We start from the raw sequence: 20,521 nt of genomic DNA, 5'->3' as shown, positions 1-20,521 counted from the left end.
GTCTCCCGCTGAAGATCAAAAATCATGACCAGCTTGGGAGGAAATCATGACTGGCAAGGGTATTTCGCGCAGACGCTTCCTTGGAACGACGGCGGCGGGCGCCACCGCCGCCGGCACGCTTGCCGCACCGGCCGTGCTCGCCCAGGCGCCGGTGACGCTGAAAATGCAATCGTCCTGGCCGGCCTCGGACATTTTCCAGGAGATGGCCGCGCAATATGTCCAGCGCGTTCAGGAAATGTCGAACAACCGCCTCAAGATCGACCTTTTGCCCGCGGGCGCGGTGGTCGGCGCTTTCCAGGTGCAGGACGCCTGCCATGACGGCACGATCGACGCGGCGCACACCGTGCCGGTCTACTGGTACGGCAAGAACAAGGCCGCTTCGCTGTTCGGCACCGGCCCTGTCTTCGGCGGCGACGCCAACCAGATGATCGCCTGGCTCTATCATGGCGGCGGCAACGAGTTTTATCGCGAGCTGACGCAAGACATTCTCGGCCTCAACATCGTCGGCTTCCTGTCCTTCGGCATGCCGGCCCAGCCGCTCGGCTGGTTCAAGAACGAGATCACGGACGCCGCCCAGCTCAAGGGCCTGAAATACCGCACCGTCGGTCTTGCCGCAGACCTGTTCCAGTCGATGGGCGCGTCGGTCGCGCAGCTTCCCGGCGGCGAAATCGTGCCTGCCATGGAACGCGGCGTCATCGACGGCTTCGAGTTCAACAACCCGACTTCCGACATGCGCTTCGGCGCACAGGACGTCGCCAAGAACTACATGCTGGCCTCCTACCACCAGGCGAGCGAATCCTTCGAATACATCTTCAACAGGGACACCTTCGAGAGCCTCGATCCGGATCTTCAGGCGATCCTGAAATACGGCGTCGAATCGGCGCACCTGGCCAATTACGCGCTGGCGATGCAGCAATATTCGGCCGACCTGCAGAAGCTGCAGACCGAATCCGGCGTCAACGTCAAGCGCACGCCCGACTCGGTGCTGGAGGCGCAGCTCGAGGCATGGGACAAGATTCTGCCGCCGTTGATGGAAGATCCGTATTTCAAGAAGGTGGTGGACAGCCAGAAGGCCTGGTGCGAGCGCGTCGTCTATTACAGCCTGCTCAACGCGCCGGATTACAAACTCGCCTACCAGCACTATTTCCCGGACAAGATTTAGGTCCGCGGGCTTGTGATTTCCTGACGGGGCGGCTTGGCCGCCCCGTTCCGTCGTGTTGGCATACATGCGGGAGAGAGAGAGAGAGCCGATGCACGGCTACATTCGATTTGCCGACGATCTGTCGGCATGGTTCGGCAAGGTCTTCGCCTGGTGCATCATCGTGATGGCATTCGGCATCGGCTATGAGGTCGTCGTGCGCTACGCCTTCAACGCGCCGACGCCCTGGGCGTTCGACATGAGCTACATGCTCTACGGCACCCTGTTCATGATGGCGGGCGCCTACTCGCTCTCGCGCGACGGCCATGTGCGCGGCGACTTCATCTACCGGTTGTGGCCGCCGCGCACCCAGGCGGCGGTCGAGCTCGTGCTCTACTTCCTGTTCTTCTTTCCCGGCGTGCTGGCGCTGGTCTTCGCCGGCTGGAAATATGCGGCGCGCTCCTGGAGCTATCTGGAGGTGAGTTCCAACAGCCCCGCCGGAATCCCGATCTTCCAGTTCAAGTCGGTCATCATCGCCGCCGGCATCCTGTTGTTCCTGCAGGGCATCGCGCAGGTATTCCGCTGCATCATCTGCCTGCGCACCGGCGAGTGGGTTCGCGCCGCCGACGATGTCGAGGAAACGGAAAAAATCCTGATGCAGGCCAAGACGCTCGACGTGCTTAAGCACGGTTCGGAGGCTACCGATATTCCGTCAGGCTACGAGCCGACGGACAATAAGAGGGACGACGACCAGTGAGCGATCCTCAAATTGCCGTCGGCATGCTCCTCATCCTTCTCCTGGCGATCTTTCTCGGCTTTCCGGTCGCCTTCACGCTCATGGCGCTGGGGGTGGCGTTCGGCTACTACGCCTATTTCGACGCCGGCCGCATGTGGCGCAGCTATGAACGCGCGGTCGAATCCGGCGCGGACAGCTGGACGCTGACCGAATCCTGGGTCGGCGGCTTCTTCAACAACCGCATCTTCGACCTGTTCGTGAACCAGACCTATTCGGTCATGGCCAACGACGTCCTGACCGCGATCCCGCTCTTCCTGTTCATGGGCTACATCGTCGAACGCGCCAACATCGTCGACCGGCTGTTCAACACGCTGTTCATCGCCACCCGCCGCCTCCCCGGCTCGATGGCCGTGGCCGCACTCATCACCTGCACGCTGTTTGCGACCGCCACCGGCATCGTCGGCGCCGTCGTCACGCTGATGGGACTGCTGGCTTTCCCCGCGATGCTGAAGGCGAAATACGATGTCAAATACGCCTCAGGCGTTATCTGCGCCGGCGGCACGCTCGGCATTCTCATCCCGCCCTCAATCCTGCTGATCGTCTATGCCGCCACGTCCGGCGTTTCGGTGGTGCGGATGTATGCGGCCGCACTTCTGCCCGGCATCTTCCTGGCGGGCCTCTATCTCGCCTACGTCGTCGGCAAGGCCGTGCTGCAGCCGCATCTCGCGCCGAAGCCGACCAAGGAGCAGGTCGGGGACCATTCGTTCCTCGAGATCACCTGGATGATGTTCACCTCGTTCGTGCCGCTGGCCTTTCTCATCCTGGCCGTACTCGGCGCGATCCTGTTCGGCTTCGCGACCCCTTCGGAGGCAGCCGCGATCGGCGCGCTCGGCGGCCTGCTGCTTGCGGCGGCGTACCGGGCGCTGACCTGGCAGCGGCTGAAGGAGAGCGTCTATCTCACCGCCCGCACCACGGCGATGGTGTGCTGGCTGTTCGTCGGCTCGGCGACCTTCGCGTCGATCTTCGCCTATCTCGGCGGCCAGCAGTTCATCAGCGAGTTCGTTACCGGCCTCGACATGTCGCCGCTGATGTTCCTGATCGTTGCGCAGCTGATCATCTTCCTCCTGGGCTGGCCGCTGGAATGGACGGAGATCATCGTCATCTTCATTCCGATCTTCCTGCCGCTGCTGCCGCATTTCGGCATCGATCCGCTGTTCTTCGGCATATTGGTGGCTGTCAATCTGCAGACGGCGTTCCTGTCGCCGCCCATGGCCATGTCGGCCTATTACCTCAAGGGCATCGCGCCCGCGCATGTGCGGATCTCGGACATTTTTCGCGGCATGATGCCCTATATGTCGATCGTGATCCTGTGCATGATCCTGATGTATCTCTTCCCGCAGATCGTCTACTGGCTGCCGAACCTCATTTACGGCTGACAGGCAGGCAAACGACACCGGAGATTTCGGCATGACCAGAAAACGGCTCTTCGCACTGCTCGCTTTCCTGTCCCTGCTAGCCTTCTTCGGCGTCGTTCTGCGGTTCGTGCCGCGCGTCGACCTGGGCGGCGCGATCCTGCTCGGCATCGCGCTCGCCGCCTACGACCTCTGGATCCAGTTGCGGCCGCGCCGCCGCTAAACCGCGGGCGGGTTGAGCCGGGCGAAACCTTCCTGCCGCCGGTATGGAAAATAGGGATAGGGCGCGGTGACGCTGCTTGCTCTGTCCAGCCTGGCGATCTGGTCGGCGGTCAGCGACCAGCCGACCGCGCCGAGATTCTGGCAAAGCTGCTCCTCGTTGCGCGCGCCGATGATGACGGACGAAACGGTCGGACGCTGCAGCAGCCAGTTTATGGCGATCTGCGGGATCGTCCTGCCGGTTTCCAGCGCCACTTCGTCCAGCGCATCCACGATATCGAACAGGCGCTCATCGTCGACCGGAGGCCCGAACTCGGCGGTCTGGTGCAGCCGGCTGCCCTCCGGCAGGGGCTGGCCGCGGCGGATCTTGCCGGTCAGGCGGCCCCAGCCCAGCGGGCTCCAGACCAGCGCGCCGACACCCTGGTCGAGCCCCAGCGGCATCAGTTCCCACTCATAGTCGCGGCCGACCAGCGAATAATAGACCTGGTGCGCAACGTAGCGCGGCCAGCCGTGCCTGTCGGCGAGGCTGAGCGACTTCATCACCTGCCAGCCGGAAAAGTTGGAGACGCCGACATAGCGCAGCTTGCCGGCGCGGACGAGGTCGTCGAGCGTCGACAGCACTTCCTCGATCGGCGTGCCGGCGTCGAAGGCGTGCAGCTGCAACAGGTCGATATAGTCGGTGCCGAGCCGGCACAGGGCGTCGTCCACGCTCCGGATCAGCCGCGAGCGCGAGGAGCCGGAATCGTTAGGCCCGTCGCCCATCGGCAGCGAGGTCTTTGTCGAGATCAGCACATCCGCCCGCCGGCCCTTGATGGCCTGGCCCAGCACCTCCTCCGACGCGCCGTTGGAATAGACATCGGCGGTGTCGAACAGGGTGACGCCGGCCTCGAGGCAGATGTCGATCAGCCGCCGCGCCTCGGTCACGTCGGTGCTGCCCCAGGCGCCGAACAGCGGCCCTGAACCGCCGAACGTGCCCGCGCCGAAGCTGAGTGCGGGAACCTTCAGGCCGGATGCGCCTAAACGTCGATAATCCATGATGTGTCTCCGATTTTGCTGGGTTTGGGAAGTCAGGCTCAGCAGGTCGCCGGCGCGGCCAGCGCCTGCCTGCGGTCGAGATGCAGGCTGAGACCGACGATCAGCACGGCTGCGGCGGGAAAGAGCGCCGCAACGAGCGGAATGGTCGCCAGGCCGGTTCCATGCGCGATCACCACGCCGCCCGCCCATGCGCCGAGCGCATTGCCGAGGTTGAAGGCGGCGATGTTGAAGCTCGATGCAAGGCTCTGGCCCGCGCCGTCCGCCTTCTCCAGCACCCACATCTGCAGGGGCGCAACGGTGGCGAAGGCGGCCGCGCCCAAGAGCCCGACGAACAGGACAGCGGCGATGCGGTCCTGCAGCGCGAAAGTCATCAGGCCAAGAACCACAGCGAGCAAGACAAGCGTGCCGAACACGGTGCGCACGAGATTGGCGTCGGCGAGCTTGCCGCCGAGAAGATTGCCGGCGACGAGCCCGCCGCCGAAGACCAGCAGGATCGGCGACACGGCGGCCGACGAGAAGCCGGTGATCTCGGTCAGCGCCGGAGCGATATAGGTGAACACCGCGAAGACGCCGGCATAGCCGAGCACCGTCGTGAGCAGCCCGAGCAGCACCGGCCGGCGCGCCATCGCCTTCAGATCGGCGCGCCAGTCCTCGGCCTGCGGCGCGCTCTTGTCCCTCGGCACCAGCAGCGCGATGACGGCGAGCGCGACGAGCCCGATCAGCGCGACCGCCCAGAATGTGGCGCGCCAGCCGAATTGCTGGCCGAGCCATGTGCCGAACGGCACGCCCAGAATGTTGGCGACGGTCAGCCCGGTGAACATGACGGCGATGGCCGAGGCGCGCTTGTCCGGCGCGACGAGGCCGGTGGCGACCACCGATCCGACGCCGAAGAAGGTGCCGTGCGCGAAAGCGGTGAGCACCCGCGCCGCCATCAGCAGACCGTAGCTCGGCGCCAGCGCGCAGGCGGCATTGCCGAGGGTGAAGATCACCATCAGCACGATCAGAACCTGCTTGCGCGGCCAGCGGCTGGTCATGGCGGTAAGCAGCGGCGCGCCGACCACGACGCCGAGCGCATAGCCGGAAATCAGCAGGCCGGCGGTCGCGACGGAAACGCCGAGATCGCCGCCGACTTCGAGCAGCAGGCCCATGATGACGAATTCGGTGACGCCGATGCCGAAGGCGCCGGCGGTGAGGGCATAAAGAGCGAGAGGCATGGAGGAACATCCCCGACGGTTGGTTCGCCTCTAGATGGACGCGTCGCGGATGATGAGCTAGACCATTGCCGGGAATAGCATTTGTGAGTTGAACTCATCATGGCTCGATTGGAGATCAACCGCTCAGGCGAGATGGACGTGTTCGTGCGCGTCGTCGAACTGGGCGGGTTCTCGGCGGCTGCGCGCGCCGTCCGGATGACGCCGTCGGCGGTGAGCAAGCTGATCGCCCGCCTTGAAGGGCGTCTCGGCGCGCGGCTGGTCAACCGTTCGACCAGAAAGCTGCAACTGACGCCGGAGGGCTCGGCCTTTTATGACCGCGCCACGCGCATTCTCGCCGACATGGAGGAGGCGGAGCGCGCCGCTGCCTCGGGCGACCGGCCGGTCGGCCGCATCCGCCTCAACACCAACGCCTCCTTCAGCACGCATATACTTGCGCCGCTTCTGCCCGAATTCCTCGCCCGTTATCCCGATGTCTCGCTCGACATCGTGCAGACCGACGCGGTGATCGATTTGATGGAAGAGCGCATGGACGTGGCGGTTCGAGCCGGTCCGCTCAAGAGTTCCAGCCTGATCGCGCGCAAGCTCGGCGCGACGCGGATGATGATCGTCGGGGCACCTTCATATCTCGCTCGCGCCGGAGAGCCGAAAACCGTCGCCGATCTGGAAAAACACAACCGGCTCGGCTTCTGCTATTTACGCTCTATCGAGGGCTGGCCGCTGACAAGCGGCGGGCAAATGATCACACTCCCGACGATCGGAAACATCCAGACGAGCGACGGCGAAGCGTTGCGCGTCATGGCGGTGGCGGGCGTCGGTCTCGCGCGGCTCGCCGCCTTCGCGGTGCGCGAGGACATCCGCGCCGGCCGCCTGCAGCCGGTGCTCGAAGACTGCAATCCCGGCGATCTCGAAGAAGTCCACGCCGTCTATCTCGGCCAGGGCGGCCCGCTTCCCGCACGGGTCCGCGCGCTGCTCGACTTTTTGGCCGAGCGAGCAGCGCCCGCGTTTCGGGGGTAAGCGCGGGTTAGTGGAAGCAGCCCCTCACCCTTACCCTCTCCCCGTGAAGAACGGGGAGAGGGATTCGCGAGCGCTGGAGCTTCCTCCTTCTCCCCGTAATTCACGGGGAGAAGGTGCCGGCAGGCGGATGAGGGGCAGTTTGAGACGGAAATGCACTAGCCTTACAGCGGATCCCGACCGCCTGCCCGTTCACCCAGCCAACTCCCACCGGCCGAGATGATTGTGGCGTGAGTGGCCTTGCGGACTGTGGACGAGGACGAATTCGCGCACCGTCCAGCGCACGAGCGGCACCGGCCTTTCGGCTACGGTGCGGGAATCGTAGAGCATCGTCACATGCGGGGTGAACGAGCTTCGAACCGTCCTCCAGAGCCCCACCCTCCGCATCGCCTCGCCCAGCAGCCGATGCAGCCGGCGAAGCTCGGCGTGACCAACGCTTCCGCTCAGGACCAGAGGGCGGTTTTGCCCATTGCCGCCGAAGCTCATGGCGCGGTCGAAACCGACATCGAAGCCCGGCATCGAAATGGAGCGTGCGGCTTCGTTCGCCTGCGCAATCCTGGATCGCGGCAATCCTTCGTATTCACCGACACCGTGCAGCGTGATGTGCAGACACAATCTGTCGAGCAGACGGCCGCGCAGTCCAAATTCGGCAACTGTCGATTTGGCGATGTCGTGGATCTGGGCGGCGGCGGCCTCGTCGGGACAGGTCGCGAAGAAGATATTGTCGAGCCGCCTGAGCTCCATGCCCGGAAAGGCCGGCTGCCATGCACTTGCGGCGCGACTGAATGCGGCTTTCCGCACAGGGATGCTCCCGATTTAGTTCTGCGTCTGCATGTCGCATTTTAGAACAAAACATGAACATACTCAAGCTACGATGCTCGCGCAGATTCATCGTGGAAGGGAGGCAACCGCCCCCTCTCCGGGGATAAACCACCCAGCCGCAGCGAAAATAACGCTTTCTTTTCAATGTCAGGCAAGAAAAATGCAGAAAATTTGTGCCTCACCGTTGGCCTCTCCCGCATAATTGCAGCCGTCCTTCCTGCCGGGAACGCTCCGGAGTCGTTCGAAAGCGGGGAAGGATCGGCGCTTCCGCTCTATGGCCGACGAAGCCATGGGGCCGGAGAGGCTCCGTCCAATGGTTCCCCTCGGGACACTACGGTCCCGGCGTGCTGGAGGAGCACACAGGCGGGACCGGCGAAGGCGGTGGTGAAAAGCCATCGCCGCGATGGCGCCAAGCCCGCAAGGGCTGAAGCGGCGTCATAGCCGGCCCTGCGCAGCGGAACGGGCGGGGACAGAAATCGCCGGCGGGGCGCGAAAGTCGTGCCACGTATTTTAGTTTCGGAAGGCTCGGCCAAGCGCCCCGCTTCCCGACTACCCTCACCCTGAGCTTGTCGAAGGGTCGAAGGGCTCTCACAATAGCCAGGGCGGAAACGCAGCGTGGCAAAGGAGAAGCTTGCGCCAAACCAGACAGATGCTCGATCCGCACTACGCGGCGACCCCTCGCCTCAAGGAGTAACGAAGGCGCAGCCGCGGCGGCTGCGTCAATCCGCGCTCGCCACCGGGGCGACCAGCGGCGTGATCCGGCGGACGGCGACGCGGCGGTTCTCCCGCTCGGGCTCGTCCGTATCGATCTTCAGATACTCCTCGCCATAACCTTGCGTTGTCAGGTTTTCCGGCGGCAGGCCGAAAACATCCGTCAACGCCAGCGCGACCGCCTCGGCGCGGCGGTCCGACAACGCCAGATTGGCGATGTTCGAGCCGACCGCGTCGGTATGGCCCTCGATCAGGAACATCTCGGCCGGGTTTTCCTTGAGCATGCGGTCCATCGCATTGGCGAGGCTCTCGAGCCGCTCGATCTCGGACTCCGCGATGGAAGCCGAGCCGAACTCGAAGGTGATCGTGTCGAGATCGACCCGGCGGGTGATATCACGCACCCGCGCCGAGCGCTTCACCTCGTCCACCGAATAGAGCCGCTGGACCTGCTCGACCGGCGGCTGGTCGAGGAATGCGTAATAGTCGTCGGCGCCGTAGCCGTCGGAGGCGTCGAGAATGTACTCTTCTTCGGGGATGTCGATCCTGATCGGAGGCAGATCGAGCCCCGGATCGCGCCAATCGCGCAGGCGGTCATAGTCGGACTCGTCGACATAGGACAGCACTTGCTCGTAGCCGTCCGGCGTGAAGCGGGAGCGGCGGATAACGTCGCCATAGACGTTGCGGATGGTGACGATGCGCGTGCCGTTGGGGCGGATGATCGTCTCGCGGGTGCGGCCGTTGCGCAGCTCCTCGGTGTAGACCTCGCTCGCGCCGCGAGACAGCCGCCGGCGGTCGTCGCTTTCGACGAGAATCTGGTCGCCGAACTGCAGGATGAGGCGGTCGCCCATCTCGCGCAGGATCTCGGCGCCTTCGGGCCGCCGTTCGCGGCGGCGCTCGCGGCGTTCGACGCGGACTCCGTCCTCATCGATGAAGGGCCTCACCTCGCGGGCGATCGTTTCCCGCTGGGCATCGCGGTCGTCTCTCGGCAATGGCCGGATCTCGGCCTCGTCGACTTCCACATCGCGGTCGCGGCGTGCTTTCCGCCGCTCTTTGGCGCTGTCGAAAAGCCGCCTTTGGGCGCGGCGTTCCTGAATTTCGCCGTCAGATTCCGTGATCTCGTCGCGATCGTCATCCTGCTCCCGCGCCTGGCGTTCGCGAATACGCCTCTCTTCCGCCTCGCGGGCGCGCCTGACGCGCTGCGGCTCCTCTTCGCCCTGAGGCTCCTCGACGATGATTTCGCGGTCGCGGCGCGCACGGCGCTCACGCTGCGGAGCCTCTTTGGATTCAGCCTGCCTGCGGCGAGCTGCTTCCTCGGCCGCATCGCTCTCGGCCCGACGCTTCCTGTCGGCGGCTGCCTCGGCCTGGCGTTTCTTGGCGGCGCCGGCCTCGGCCTCACGCTTCCTCGCGGCGTCGGATTCGGCTTTCTCGCGACGCTTCTCGGCCTGCTCCTGCTTTTTCCCGGCCTGGCGAGCCGCTTCCTCGGACGCTTGACGCTTTCGCTCGGCAGCAGCTTCGGCCTGGCGCTTCTTGGCGGCGCCGGCCTCGGCCTCACGCTTTCTCGCGGCGTCCGACTCGGCCTTCTCGCGGCGCCTCTCGGCCTGCTCCTGTTTTTTCCCGGCCTGGCGAGCCGCTTCCTCGGACGCTCGACGCTTCCTGTCGGCGGCTGCCTCGGCCTGACGTTTCTTGGCGGCGCCGGCCTCAGCCTCACGCTTCCTCGCAGCGTCGGATTCGACCTTCTCGCGGCGCCTCTCGGCCTGCTCGCCCTTTTTCTCAGCCTCGCGCCCGGCTTCCTCCGAGCCCTCCCGGGCTTTTTTCTCGGCGCGCTCGGCCCGTCTTTTCTTGAGAACCTCGGCGCCCCGGCTTCCTTCGCCTTGCGCGAGAATCAACGGAGCGGTGTTGTGACCGGCAATCGGCCCGTTTTGCGGGCTGCCGGCATGCAGAGGCATGGCGGCGGCCGATCCGCAGGCCATCAACAGCCCGAGCGCCGTTCCCGCCAGAATCCTTGGTTGGCGTTTCATCGTCGAAATTTCTCCGTTGCCGCAGTCCCGTCCTATGTCCAATCAACCGCACGGAAATTGGTTCCGAGTTGGGCGACGAGACGGCAGCTCTGTGATCGGTGGACAGTCGAATGCGATAGGCCGCCGGCAGGGCTCAACCTCACCTGGTCAGGACAGCCGCCCAACTTCTCACCTTCTGAGGTACAGCCACAGCGTCGTTGGCGCGAGAATAGCGGTCAGCGCCACCGGCGCGATCAGCGCCAGCGCAACCTGGCCCAATGTCGCCCCGCCGCCCATCAAGCCGCGAAGCGCCGTGGTCATCAGCGACACCGGATTGACGTCGACAAAGGCGCGCAGCCAGTCGGGCATGGTTGCCGGATCGACCATGATGTTGGAGGCGAAGACCAGTGGAAAGATGAAGGTGAAGCCGATGGTCATCACCGTCATCGGCGTGCGGATCAGGAGGCCGAGCACGATGAATATCCAGCCGACGCCGAAGCCGATGGCGATGAGAAGTGCGAAGGCGGCGAGAACGCCGAAAAAGCCTGCCTCGGGCCTGTAGCCCAGAATGAGGCCGATGGTGAGAATGATCGAGGCGGCGATCAGATGGCGCAGGATGTCGCCCACCATCAGGCCTGCGAACGGAGAAAGCGACCAGATCGGCAGCGAGCGGAAGCGGTCGAACAAGCCTTTGCCCAGGTCGGTCGACAATCCCATGCCCGAATAGACGGCGTTGAACACAACGGTCTGGACCAGGATACCCGGCAGGAAGAACTGCAAATACTCGGCGGGCGAGCCCGCAAGCGCGCCGCCGAAGACAAAGGTGAAGAGCAGCGTGAACATGATCGGCGTCATCACCAGATCGAAGAGCTGCTCGGGTACGTGCTTGAATTTCAGCACCGCGCGCCAGCCGAAGACCAGCGCGTTGGAAAGGGCCGATGGGCTGGCAGGACGGGCAACCTTGGGCAGCCGTCCCAGAGAAGTAGCGTCGCTCATATCCTGGCGTCCTCGTGGCTGTCGGCCGAACCTGGCTGGCCGGTCAGGGCGAAGAAGACCTCGTCGAGGCTCGGCTGGCCCATGGAGAAATCGGACAGATCGATGCCGCTGGCGACCAGTTCGGCAAGCGCTTCATTGGCCGCTTTCGCGGCGCCGGCCATGACCGAGAGTTGCGCGCCCTCGGTGCTGCGCTGGACAGGATGTTGCAGCCGCCGCTCCAGTATGCCCGCCGCCTCGTCGAGCCGCGCCGGATCGGCGATGGCGACATGGAGGAAGCCGGAACCGGTGGCCGCCTTCAACTCGCGGCTGGTGCCTTCGGCGATCTTCCGACCATGATCGATGACGGCGATACGCGCCGCCAGCTGGTCGGCCTCTTCGAGATATTGTGTCGTAAGCAGGATTGTGACGCCGGAGTCCGCGAGCCCGCGGATCATGCCCCAAACGTCCTTGCGGGCGTTCGGATCGAGGCCGGTGGTGGGTTCGTCCAGGAACAGGACGCCCGGCGTAATGATCAGCGACGCAGCGATGTCGAGCCTGCGCCGCATGCCGCCAGAATAATCCTTCACCTGCCTCGTCGCCGCTTCGGACAGGCCGAAGGCAGCGAGCAGATCATTGGCGCGGCTCTTCGCGGCGCGGCCGCGAAAGCCCCATAGCCGAGCGAGCAGGACAAGGTTTTCGCGGCCGGTCAGATCCTCATCGAGCGATGCGAACTGCCCGGTCATGGCGATAGCGGCGCGGACCTCATGCGGGGCCTGCACGATATCGTGGCCCATGACGGTGGCCGAGCCGGCGTCCGGGCGGGAAAGGGTCGCAAGCATCCGCATCAGGGTGGTCTTGCCGGCGCCGTTCGGGCCCAGGATCGCGAAGATCATGCCGCGCGGCACATCGAGATCTATGCCATCGACAGCGCGCACCTCGCCGAAAGTCTTCACCAGCCCGCGCGCGGAAATGGCGGGCGCGATCTCGGCGAGGGCGATCGGGTTTCTTGCAGGAGAAAAATCGTTCATGGCGATCGATCCGGCAATTGCAAAAGGCTGTTCACACACGCTGGGGCTGCGGCGGCGAGCCGAGGCATATAACAGCTTTGCAATGGCTGGTCAGCTTCCGAAATGCCTCTCCTGACATTTCAGCCCATCCGCGATTCGCGCGGCGAGACAGCCGCCGGGGCCGGTCAGACTACCTGCCTGCCCCGACGCAGCGCGTGCCTTCAGAGGAGATTTGCCCTGGCGAGATCGCGCATGAGATGGCTCGCGCCGTAAACCCATGGCGGGCAGTCGGGCGAAAGCTTCACGCGATTGATCAGCGCTCCCAGCTTTTCGGAGCTGATGGTGACGATGTCGCCCACTTTGTGCGTAAAGCCCTTGCCCGCTTCGCCGCGATCCTTCGAAGGCACGAACATCGTGCCAAGATAAAGCGCGATCCCGTCGGGATATTGGTGGTGCGGCCCCATCGCGGCGGCAACCAGTTCCTCGGGGGAGCGGCTGATCTCGGCCATCGAACTCGCCCCTTCGAGCGAGAAGCCGTCCTCACCCTCGACGCTGAGCGCGACACGCGCCTGCTTCACATCCTCGATCGAGAATGTGCCGTCGAAGAGGCGGATGAACGGCCCGAGCGCGGCGGAGGCGTTGTTGTCCTTGGCCTTGCCGAGCAGCAGTGCCGAGCGGCCCTCGACATCGCGCAGATTGACATCATTGCCGAGCGTCGCCCCGACGATCCTGCCCGTGCTGGAGGCAATGACGGCGATCTCCGGCTCCGGATTGTTCCAGGTCGAGATTGGATGCAGTCCGATATCGGCGCCAAATCCGACCGACGCCATGGGTTGGCACTTGGTGAAGATTTCGGCGTCGGGACCGATGCCGACCTCCAGATATTGCGACCAGACGCCACGCTCGACCAGCTTTTTCTTGCACTCCAGCGCTTCCGCCGATCCGGGCTTCAACCGGGAGAGGTCGTCTCCGATCAGGCTGGCGATATCGCGGCGGATCGCATCGGCCTTTTCCGGATTGCCGCGCGCCTGTTCCTCGATCACGCGTTCCAGCAGGCTGACGACGAAGGTGACGCCGGAAGCCTTGATCGCCTGCAGGTCGACCGGCGACAGCAGCCAGGGCAGAGCCGGATCGCGGTTTTCCGGAAAGCCGTTGCGGAGGATATCGCCGAGATTGCCGACGCTTCTGCCGGGAGCAGCCCTTACGAAGCCCGCCGGATCGTCCATTTCGCAGATGTCGCGCGCCGTCGGCGCAATGGCCGAGGTGATGTCCAGCACCTCTCCGTCCCGCACCGTAACCACCGCCGGATGCGGCCAGCCGTCGGCCATTGCGCGTCCGAGATAGGCCCCGCCGGGGGGTGGGCTTCGAAAATCGGTCATGGTGATTCCTGTGCTGCCGGCAATGCTCTGCGAAGGCGCTCCAACCCTTTCGAGCCGAAGTCGCCGACGGCTTTGTAAAGCGTTCGCCTGCCTTCCGACAACACCCTTGCGATGGACCAAGGCAAAGCCTTGCCCGGTCGGTCACACATGCCAGACCAAATCAGGCCGCATTTCACGTCGGCGGCATCTTGTCGAATTTCGGCAGGGCTGGATCGAGGTTGTCCCAGACGTGAGCGGCAGCGTGCCAGGTAACGAATTGCGGCTCGTATCGGCTCGGATCATCGAGACTGCCAGCACGCACAGCGATGACACCGGGCGCGGCCGGAAATGTAATATACACCGGTGACCCGCATGTGGCGCAGAAGGCGCAACTTTTGACGGTTCCGCCATCACCAACCACTTCCCAGGTCTTCGCCGCCCTCGATCTTCTGCACAGCGCCAGAAAAGGTCAGGTACGATCCGTGGCCGGCGCCGGTTTGACGCTGGCATTGGCGACACTGGCAGTCGACCATCGCCAACGGTTCGCCAGAGATTTCATAGCGGATCGCTCCGCAGGCGCATCCGCCGGTATAGGCCTCGCTCATGTCTTTCTCCTGTAAGGGTTGCTGGCGACGGCGATCTCTATCGTGTCAGCCCTTCTCGCCAACGATGGCGCCGATGTTCTGGACAACCTTCTTCCAGCCTTCGCTCATGGTTTTGAACGCGGAATCGTTCTTCGGCAGGACGAAGCCGGAATGGACAAGGCGAAGGCGCGTGCCGCCCTCAACCCTGGACAGGGTCCACGAGACGACCGTGTCCAGCCGCGAGCCGTACCCGGTGTTTACCTCGTGCCCGCCTTTCCAGGCAAAGGCGAGGCGCTCGTTGGGCCTCACCTCCAGCACCTGGCAGTGGATGGCGCCGTCCCATTCGCCCGCCGGCGTGGTCTGGAAGGTGAAGTGCTTGCCTTCCCTGGGCTCGAAGCCGGTCGGCGCCATCAGCCAGCGGCCGATCAGTTCGCCGGTCGTCAGCACCTTCCAGATCGTCTCCGGCGCATGCGGAAAGACCTCTTCGACCACGATGTCCTGCGTACGGGGTTTCAAAGCGGCGTCGTTCATGGATCGATCTCCTTCAGCAATGTTCTGAGATTTGCAAAGCGTTCGCGCCAGAAGACGCCGTAGTGGCTCATCCAGTCGACCAGCGGCTCGAGGCCCTCGGGCTGGGCGCGATAATAGACGTTCCGGCCCTCGGGGCGTTCGGTGACAAGGCCGGCCTGCTTCAATGACTTGAGGTGCTGGGAGATAGCGCCCTGCGTCACGCCGCTCCCCCGCGTCAGCTCGACCACTGTTATCTCGTCGGAGCTGACGACCCGCTCGAACACGGCGCGCCGGGTGGGGTCGGCAAGCGCGCGCATGACAGCGTTGATGGGGGCGGCTTCGTTCATAGCAAAAATCATTAGCAGACACTGATTGATTAGTCAATACTATTTGTTTTCCGCGGCCGAGTCCGGCGCGTGCCGCTCGCTTTCATAGGAAAGGTGGGCATGCAAGCGCACCAAGTCTGATGCGTGCGAGGAAACGCCGATAGCTGTTATCGGAGCAATAGCTTTCAAAGCGCTTCAGCAGAAGCGACCAGGCCAGAGTGGGCGTAGCGCATGGTTTGCAAGAAGGCTGGCCCGACGCTGCGTCCCCGAAAGAAATTCGCTATTCAAAAGAAGTCATTTTCCAAGATTGATTCTTCCATGCCGGCCGACCCACTCTCCATCCTGAAAACTGTTTATGGCTATGACACCTTCCGCGGGCGGCAGCGGGAGATCATCGAGCATGTGCTCGCGGGACACCACGCCTTTGTCTTGATGCCGACAGGCGGAGGCAAGTCGCTCTGCTACCAGATCCCGGCGATGATCCATCCGGGCATCGGCCTCGTCATTTCGCCCCTCATTGCTCTGATGGAAGACCAGGTGGCGGCACTCAGACAGGCCGGTGTGAAGGCGGCGGCGCTTAATTCCCGGCTCACGGGCGCGGAGAAGGATCTCCTCTGGCGCGATATCGAGCAGGGCGCGCTGGACCTCCTCTACATAGCCCCGGAAACGCTTTTGAAGCCCGAGACCCTCGACCGGCTGAAGGCCGCGCACCTCTCTCTCATTGCCATCGATGAGGCCCACTGCCTTTCGCAATGGGGCCATGATTTCCGGACCGAATACCGCGCCCTCGACTGTCTCGCGGACCTCTTCCCCGACGTGCCGCGCATCGCGCTCACCGCCACGGCGGATACGCCGACGAGGGCGGAGATCGTCGAACATCTGGATATCGGCGCTCAAAACAGCTTCATCTCCGGCTTTGACCGCCCCAATATCCGCTATTGCGCTGCCGAGAAGACGAGCACGATGCAGCAGATGCTGCGGTTCCTCGAGCCCCGCAGAGGTGAAAGCGGCATCGTCTATTGTCTGTCGAAGCGCAAAACGGAGAAAGTCGCCGCCGCCCTCAACGCTCACAACTTCAGCGCACTGCCCTACCACGCCGGCATGGAGATGAAGACGCGGGAGGAAAACCAGCGCCGCTTCCAGCTTGAGCAAGGCGTGATCATGGTGGCCACCATCGCCTTCGGCATGGGCATCGACAAGCCCGATGTGCGCTTCGTGTTGCATGCGGACCTGCCTGCCAGCATCGAAGCCTATTACCAGGAGACGGGCCGCGCGGGTCGCGACGGCTTGCCCGCCGAAGCCCTGATGCTCTATGGCGCGGAGGACATCGCGCTCCGCCGCCGCTTTATCGTCGAGTCGGATGCTCCCGACGCACGCAAGCATACGGAGCGGCGCAAGCTCGATGCGTTGCTGGGTTTCGCCGAATCCTGCCAATGCCGTCGGCAAGTTCTTTTGCGCTATTTCGGCGACGACTGCGAAGCCTGCGGCAATTGCGATGTCTGTCTCGACCCACCCGAGACCTTCGACGGCTCCGTAGCCGCCCAAAAGCTTCTTTCCTGCATCTACCGCACCGGCGAGCGATTCGGGCAGGCGCATGTCATCTCGGTTCTGCTGGGCGAGCTCGCCGAGCGCATTGGGCACCTGGGTCATGACAAGCTCTCCACTTTCGGCATCGGCAGGGAGCACGACCGCAACGCCTGGCGCTCGATCGTCCGCCAACTCGTCGCCCATGGGCTGATTGCAGTGGATGTGGCGGGCCACGGAGGCTTGTCCATTTCTCCCGACGGCCGCCAGTTCCTGCGTGAGAGGCCATCCTTGAGCCTGCGCGTCTTGAGGAAAGGCAGGCCGGAACGGAAATCCGCTCGTCGGGAGGCACGGGCAGCGATTCCCGCCACCGACCGCGCCCTTTTCGAGAAGCTGCGCGCCAAACGCCTGGAACTGGCCAAGGCGCAGAACGTACCACCCTATGTCATCTTCCACGACAGAACGCTTGCGGAAATGGCTGCGCGCCGTCCGCGCTCCATTGCGCAGCTTGCTGCCATCCCCGGCGCCGGCGAGGCCAAGCTCGCGCGCTATGGGGAGGCGTTCCTGGAGGTCATCAACGGACACGATACGAGAGCCGCGGAAGACATTCGCCCGGACGAAGCGCTGCCCCCCTCAGCTGTCCCGTCTTTTGCCTACGAAGAACCCTTGGCGACGATCAGGCAGCGTCATCCCCGCGCCTATGAAAAATGGACGCAAGAGGAAGACACCGATTTATTGTCTCTGCACGCCGCGGGAACGCCGCTTTCCCGGCTGGCCACACATTTCCAGCGCCAACCTTCCGCCATTCGCTCGCGCCTTGCGAAGCTGTCGCCGGACTCGGATCTGGAATCTTCGTAGCCGGCATCGGCAAGCTGCGGCGGTCACGCTGACCTCAGAAAAGTACCGTCAGCGCGGCATCCCATTCGTGGAAGGCCTTTGACGGCTAAGCTGCTATCGACGCAGTCGCTGCCGTTTCATCCGCGACGCCATCCACCATTACATGACCGATGCCCCGCGAGCAGCGCTCGATCCGCGCCTCGACACGATAGACATCGCGCAAGAGCGCCGGCGTGACAACCTCTTCCGGCATGCCGCAGGCGATCATCCGGCCCCCGGCGATCACGATGCATTTGTCTGCGAAGCGCAGGGCCTGATTGAGGTCGTGAACCGCGATCAGCACTGCAATCCCGCGCTCGCGCGCAAGCGCGCGCATGAAGCTCAGCACCTCGACCTGTCGGTGCAAGTCAAGCGCGGACGTCGGCTCGTCCATCAGCAGGATTTCAGGCTCGCGGGCGAGGGTCTGGGCGATACTTACCACCTGCCTTTGCCCCCCGCTCAGCTCTCCGACATTGCGAAAGGCAATATCCGAGATGCTGAGCGCGGCCAGGATGCCGTCTATGAGTGCGAGTTCGCCATCGCCGACCGACCAGGCCGAACCTTGCTTGCGGGCAAGCAGGATCGATTCATAGACGGTCAGCACCGCGTTAGCAGCCGTATCCTGCGGCATGTAGCAGATGCCGTCCGGTCCCTTCGCCGCTCCCTCGAGGCAGACGCGCCCCGGGCCCTTCAAAAGTCCTGCGATGCGCTTGAAAAGCGTCGACTTGCCCGCTGCGTTGGGCCCGATGACGGCGACTACCTCGCCGCCCCGAAAAGTGGGGGTTGAAACGTCCGAAAGGACGAGCCGCGCCCCGTGGAAGGCTCCGAGACCATCGAGCCTGATCGTTACCATGAGCGCCTCACATTCGAGAGGATGAGCGAGATGAAGAAGGGAATGCCGACGAGCGAGGTGACGATGCCAATCGGGAAGATCGTGCCCGGAATGAGCGACTTGCTGGCGAACGAGCTCGCCGAAAGGATAAGCGCTCCCGAGAGAGCCGAGGCAGGCAGAAAGAAGCGCTGATCCTCGCCGATCAGCATGCGGGCGATGTGCGGGCCGACCAGGCCGATGAAGCCGATTGTGCCGACGAAGGCGACGGGAATGGCGGCGAGCAGGCTCACCATCATCATGGTTTCGAGCCTGAGGCGCGAGACCTTGACCCCGAAGCTCGCAGCCTTGTCTTCGCCCAGCCGCAGAGCCGTCAGCGCCCATGCGCGGCGCGCGAATATCGGAAGCGTTGCGAGAAGGATGAGGCTGGTGATGATGAGCTTGGGCCAGGTCGCCTTGGTAAGGCTTCCCATCGTCCAGAATACGACCGCCGCGAGCGCCTGCTCTGAGGAAAGATACTGGACGAGCGACAGTAGCGCGTTGAAGGTGAAGACGAGTGCAATGCCGAGAAGCACTATGGTTTCGACCGTCACGCCGCGCTTGAGGCTCAGCAGGTAGATAACGAGCGCTGTCAGCATCGCGACCACGAAAGCGTTGAGCGGCACGACATACTCGATTGCCGCGGGAACGAGCGCGACGCCGAAGGCGAGCGCCAGCGCAGCGCCGAAGCTGGCTGCCGCCGAGATGCCGAGCGTGAAGGGACTGGCGAGCGGATTGTTGAGGATGGTCTGCATCTGCGCGCCGGCGACTGACAGCGCTGCGCCGACGACGACCGCCATCAGCGCGATGGGAAGCCGGATCTCCCACAGCACGACGCGCACCTGAAGCGGCACGCCGCCGGGAGAAACGAGCGCGAGCACCACCTGGTCGAGGCTGTAGCTCGCGGGTCCGAGCGCAAGGTCGATGCAAAGGCTCAGGAGCAGCGCCAGGGCGAGCCCCGCCAGGATGAGTTGCTTGCGCAGGACGAGAGCGCGGTAGAGGCCGCGCCCTTCTTTGGCTGACAGTGCCGCAGGTTCACTGCTCATTGGAGAGCGAGACCCAATGGCCGGGCCTGTAGTCGACCGGCAGGAACTTCTCGTGCAGTTCCTTGAAGGTGGCCTCGGCGTCCAGATCGGCGAATAGGTCGGGGTGCAGCCACTTGGCCATCTGCTGGATGGCGACGAACTGGTAGGGGCTGTTGTAGAACTGGTGCCAGATGGCGTGGACCTGCCCGTTTTCCACCGCCTTGATGCCGGTCAGGGCGGGCCGTTCCGTCAGGCCCTTGAGCTTTCTCAGCGCTTCCGCGTCGTCGGCGCCTGGGCCGACGCCGACCCATTTGCCGCCCGGCACATAGGCTTCCCAATTACCGCCCGTCACAATCACCTGGTCGGGATTGCTTGCGATGATCTGTTCGGGATTGAGCGCGCCAAAAGTGCCCGGGATCAGCTCCGCCGCGATATTCCGGCCGCCGGCCATCTCGACGAACTTGCCGAAGTTGTCGTTGCCGAAGCTCATGCAGCAATCGTCGGAATAGCCCCCGGCCCGCTCAATGAAGACGGTTGGGCGCTTTGGGTCATTCTCTGCGATCACCTCGGTGACGCGCGCGATCTGGGCGGCGCGATAGGCGATGAACGCCTCGGCCCGCTCCTCCTGGCCAAAGAGCTTGCCGATGAGGCGCATGCTCGGCTCGGTGTTGGTGAAGGGATGCTCGCGGAAATCGACATAGACCACCGGAATGCCGACGGCGGCGAGCTTCTCGATGTATTGCGCGTCCTCGGTCGCCTGCTTGGACTCGATGTTCATGATCATCACGTCCGGCTGAAGCGCGATGGCCTGCTCGATATCGAAGGTGCCGTCTTTGAAACCGCCAAAGGTCGGGATTTCTGCCATTTTGGGGAATTTTTCCAGGTAGACGGCGTAATTGTCGGGGTCGGCCTGGGAGAAATCCTGGCGCCAGCCGACAATCCGCTTGAATGGGTTGTCGGTATCGAGCGCGGCGATCAGGTAGATCTGCCGGCCTTCGCCGAGGATGACTTTCTCGACCGGTGTCTTCACCTCGACCTTGCGGCCGGCAATGTCGGTGACGGTCTCAGCGCGTGCGCCGTGTGTTAGCGGCATGAAAGCCGCGAGGGCGACTGCGGCTGCAAATATCGACTTCAAAATCATTGTGCTCTCGCAATTCAGTTTGCCGGCCCGGC

The 20,521-nt window shown here is 64.0% G+C and carries 18 protein-coding genes and 1 pseudogene; 6 read left to right on the top strand and 13 right to left on the bottom strand.

Annotated features, from left to right (window positions below; all coding sequences use genetic code 11):
• The first annotated feature begins 46 nt into the window (after window positions 1-46).
• The 4 genes from G6N73_RS06590 to G6N73_RS06575 all read left to right on the top strand — a co-directional run bounded on the left by G6N73_RS06590 (window position 47) and on the right by G6N73_RS06575 (window position 3,509).
• Window positions 47-1,162, top strand: a complete 1,116-nt coding sequence (locus G6N73_RS06590) for a TRAP transporter substrate-binding protein (protein ID WP_165025024.1) — start codon at window positions 47-49, stop codon at window positions 1,160-1,162.
• An 88-nt stretch (window positions 1,163-1,250) separates the two neighbouring features.
• Entirely contained in the window at window positions 1,251-1,895 is a 645-nt protein-coding gene (locus G6N73_RS06585; RefSeq protein WP_165025021.1) for a TRAP transporter small permease subunit, read from the top strand.
• Window positions 1,892-3,310, top strand: coding sequence for a TRAP transporter large permease subunit (locus tag G6N73_RS06580; RefSeq protein ID WP_165025018.1), 1,419 nt, complete (start codon window positions 1,892-1,894; stop codon window positions 3,308-3,310). The genes G6N73_RS06585 and G6N73_RS06580 overlap by 4 nt, the downstream gene beginning before the upstream one ends.
• Window positions 3,311-3,341: 31 nt before the next feature.
• A complete protein-coding gene (locus G6N73_RS06575; protein WP_165025015.1) occupies window positions 3,342-3,509 on the top strand; it encodes a hypothetical protein in 168 nt (55 codons plus the stop codon).
• Here the strand turns inward: G6N73_RS06575 and G6N73_RS06570 are convergent.
• Both G6N73_RS06570 and G6N73_RS06565 read right to left on the bottom strand, forming a co-directional pair.
• Window positions 3,506-4,540, bottom strand: a complete 1,035-nt coding sequence (locus G6N73_RS06570; RefSeq protein ID WP_165025012.1) for an aldo/keto reductase — start codon at window positions 4,538-4,540, stop codon at window positions 3,506-3,508. The two genes, G6N73_RS06575 and G6N73_RS06570, sit on opposite strands and share 4 nt — an antisense overlap.
• Window positions 4,541-4,578: 38 nt before the next feature.
• Window positions 4,579-5,754, bottom strand: a complete 1,176-nt coding sequence (locus tag G6N73_RS06565) for an MFS transporter (RefSeq protein ID WP_165025009.1) — start codon at window positions 5,752-5,754, stop codon at window positions 4,579-4,581.
• 99 nt (window positions 5,755-5,853) lie between these two features.
• On the opposite strand from G6N73_RS06565, the gene G6N73_RS06560 reads away from it, so the two are divergent.
• On the top strand, window positions 5,854-6,768 hold the full coding sequence (locus G6N73_RS06560) for a LysR family transcriptional regulator (RefSeq protein WP_165025007.1): 915 nt from the start codon (window positions 5,854-5,856) through the stop codon (window positions 6,766-6,768).
• Between the two features lie 189 nt (window positions 6,769-6,957).
• Here the strand turns inward: G6N73_RS06560 and G6N73_RS06555 are convergent, their stop codons facing one another.
• From G6N73_RS06555 to G6N73_RS06520, 8 genes and pseudogenes are all read right to left on the bottom strand, one after another.
• On the bottom strand, window positions 6,958-7,566 hold the full coding sequence (locus G6N73_RS06555; RefSeq protein WP_206078700.1) for a 2'-5' RNA ligase family protein: 609 nt from the start codon (window positions 7,564-7,566) through the stop codon (window positions 6,958-6,960).
• Window positions 7,567-8,306: 740 nt separating this feature from the next.
• Window positions 8,307-10,316: an OmpA family protein gene (locus G6N73_RS06550; RefSeq protein WP_246251716.1), complete on the bottom strand. Its 2,010-nt coding sequence runs from the start codon at window positions 10,314-10,316 to the stop codon at window positions 8,307-8,309.
• Between the two features lie 168 nt (window positions 10,317-10,484).
• Window positions 10,485-11,291, bottom strand: a complete 807-nt coding sequence (locus G6N73_RS06545; RefSeq protein ID WP_165025004.1) for an ABC transporter permease — start codon at window positions 11,289-11,291, stop codon at window positions 10,485-10,487.
• Window positions 11,288-12,298 (bottom strand): ATP-binding cassette domain-containing protein, encoded by a 1,011-nt coding sequence (locus G6N73_RS06540; protein WP_165025001.1) that lies wholly within the window; start codon window positions 12,296-12,298, stop codon window positions 11,288-11,290. The genes G6N73_RS06545 and G6N73_RS06540 overlap by 4 nt, the downstream gene beginning before the upstream one ends.
• A 200-nt stretch (window positions 12,299-12,498) precedes the next feature.
• Entirely contained in the window at window positions 12,499-13,656 is a 1,158-nt protein-coding gene (locus G6N73_RS06535) for a fumarylacetoacetate hydrolase family protein (RefSeq protein ID WP_165024998.1), read from the bottom strand.
• A gap of 172 nt (window positions 13,657-13,828) precedes the next feature.
• A pseudogene (locus tag G6N73_RS06530) lies at window positions 13,829-14,240 on the bottom strand (GFA family protein).
• 45 nt (window positions 14,241-14,285) lie between these two features.
• Window positions 14,286-14,750, bottom strand: coding sequence for an SRPBCC family protein (locus G6N73_RS06525; RefSeq protein WP_165024995.1), 465 nt, complete (start codon window positions 14,748-14,750; stop codon window positions 14,286-14,288).
• Window positions 14,747-15,076, bottom strand: coding sequence for an ArsR/SmtB family transcription factor (locus G6N73_RS06520; RefSeq protein WP_165024992.1), 330 nt, complete (start codon window positions 15,074-15,076; stop codon window positions 14,747-14,749). Before G6N73_RS06520 ends, G6N73_RS06525 begins: the two co-directional genes overlap by 4 nt.
• A gap of 297 nt (window positions 15,077-15,373) precedes the next feature.
• On the opposite strand from G6N73_RS06520, the gene recQ reads away from it, so the two are divergent.
• On the top strand, window positions 15,374-17,437 hold the full coding sequence (recQ, locus tag G6N73_RS06515) for a DNA helicase RecQ (protein ID WP_165024989.1): 2,064 nt from the start codon (window positions 15,374-15,376) through the stop codon (window positions 17,435-17,437).
• An 85-nt stretch (window positions 17,438-17,522) separates the two neighbouring features.
• Here the strand turns inward: recQ and G6N73_RS06510 are convergent, their stop codons facing one another.
• From G6N73_RS06510 to G6N73_RS06500, 3 genes are read right to left on the bottom strand one after another with little or no spacing between them, the layout of a single operon-like run.
• The gene (locus tag G6N73_RS06510; protein WP_165024986.1) at window positions 17,523-18,308 is read right to left on the bottom strand and encodes an ABC transporter ATP-binding protein; all 786 of its coding nucleotides are present in this window, start codon (window positions 18,306-18,308) and stop codon (window positions 17,523-17,525) included.
• Window positions 18,302-19,369: a FecCD family ABC transporter permease gene (locus tag G6N73_RS06505; protein WP_165024983.1), complete on the bottom strand. Its 1,068-nt coding sequence runs from the start codon at window positions 19,367-19,369 to the stop codon at window positions 18,302-18,304. Before G6N73_RS06505 ends, G6N73_RS06510 begins: the two co-directional genes overlap by 7 nt.
• Window positions 19,359-20,441, bottom strand: coding sequence for an ABC transporter substrate-binding protein (locus G6N73_RS06500; protein ID WP_246251724.1), 1,083 nt, complete (start codon window positions 20,439-20,441; stop codon window positions 19,359-19,361). Before G6N73_RS06500 ends, G6N73_RS06505 begins: the two co-directional genes overlap by 11 nt.
• Window positions 20,442-20,521: the final 80 nt, after the last annotated feature.

Origin of the sequence: Allomesorhizobium camelthorni (assembly GCF_011045125.1) — a bacterium.
GTDB classification, from domain to species: Bacteria; Pseudomonadota; Alphaproteobacteria; order Rhizobiales; family Rhizobiaceae; genus Allomesorhizobium; species Allomesorhizobium camelthorni.
Note: the sequence above shows the minus strand (reverse complement) of the source record. Positions and strands in the feature narration are given on the sequence as shown.

What these genes read in the sequence shown, in the direction of transcription:
- G6N73_RS06510 (WP_165024986.1), bottom strand. Translation starts at nt 18,308, where the DNA reads ATGGTAACGATCAGGCTCGATGGTCTCGGAGCCTTCCACGGGGCGCGG.
- G6N73_RS06500 (WP_246251724.1), bottom strand. Translation starts at nt 20,441, where the DNA reads ATGCCGCTAACACACGGCGCACGCGCTGAGACCGTCACCGACATTGCC.
- G6N73_RS06520 (WP_165024992.1), bottom strand. Translation starts at nt 15,076, where the DNA reads ATGAACGAAGCCGCCCCCATCAACGCTGTCATGCGCGCGCTTGCCGAC.
- G6N73_RS06565 (WP_165025009.1), bottom strand. Translation starts at nt 5,754, where the DNA reads ATGCCTCTCGCTCTTTATGCCCTCACCGCCGGCGCCTTCGGCATCGGC.
- G6N73_RS06545 (WP_165025004.1), bottom strand. Translation starts at nt 11,291, where the DNA reads ATGAGCGACGCTACTTCTCTGGGACGGCTGCCCAAGGTTGCCCGTCCT.
- G6N73_RS06525 (WP_165024995.1), bottom strand. Translation starts at nt 14,750, where the DNA reads ATGAACGACGCCGCTTTGAAACCCCGTACGCAGGACATCGTGGTCGAA.
- recQ (WP_165024989.1), top strand. Translation starts at nt 15,374, where the DNA reads ATGCCGGCCGACCCACTCTCCATCCTGAAAACTGTTTATGGCTATGAC.
- G6N73_RS06585 (WP_165025021.1), top strand. Translation starts at nt 1,251, where the DNA reads ATGCACGGCTACATTCGATTTGCCGACGATCTGTCGGCATGGTTCGGC.
- G6N73_RS06505 (WP_165024983.1), bottom strand. Translation starts at nt 19,369, where the DNA reads ATGAGCAGTGAACCTGCGGCACTGTCAGCCAAAGAAGGGCGCGGCCTC.
- G6N73_RS06540 (WP_165025001.1), bottom strand. Translation starts at nt 12,298, where the DNA reads ATGAACGATTTTTCTCCTGCAAGAAACCCGATCGCCCTCGCCGAGATC.
- G6N73_RS06570 (WP_165025012.1), bottom strand. Translation starts at nt 4,540, where the DNA reads ATGGATTATCGACGTTTAGGCGCATCCGGCCTGAAGGTTCCCGCACTC.
- G6N73_RS06575 (WP_165025015.1), top strand. Translation starts at nt 3,342, where the DNA reads ATGACCAGAAAACGGCTCTTCGCACTGCTCGCTTTCCTGTCCCTGCTA.
- G6N73_RS06535 (WP_165024998.1), bottom strand. Translation starts at nt 13,656, where the DNA reads ATGACCGATTTTCGAAGCCCACCCCCCGGCGGGGCCTATCTCGGACGC.
- G6N73_RS06560 (WP_165025007.1), top strand. Translation starts at nt 5,854, where the DNA reads ATGGCTCGATTGGAGATCAACCGCTCAGGCGAGATGGACGTGTTCGTG.
- G6N73_RS06550 (WP_246251716.1), bottom strand. Translation starts at nt 10,316, where the DNA reads ATGAAACGCCAACCAAGGATTCTGGCGGGAACGGCGCTCGGGCTGTTG.
- G6N73_RS06590 (WP_165025024.1), top strand. Translation starts at nt 47, where the DNA reads ATGACTGGCAAGGGTATTTCGCGCAGACGCTTCCTTGGAACGACGGCG.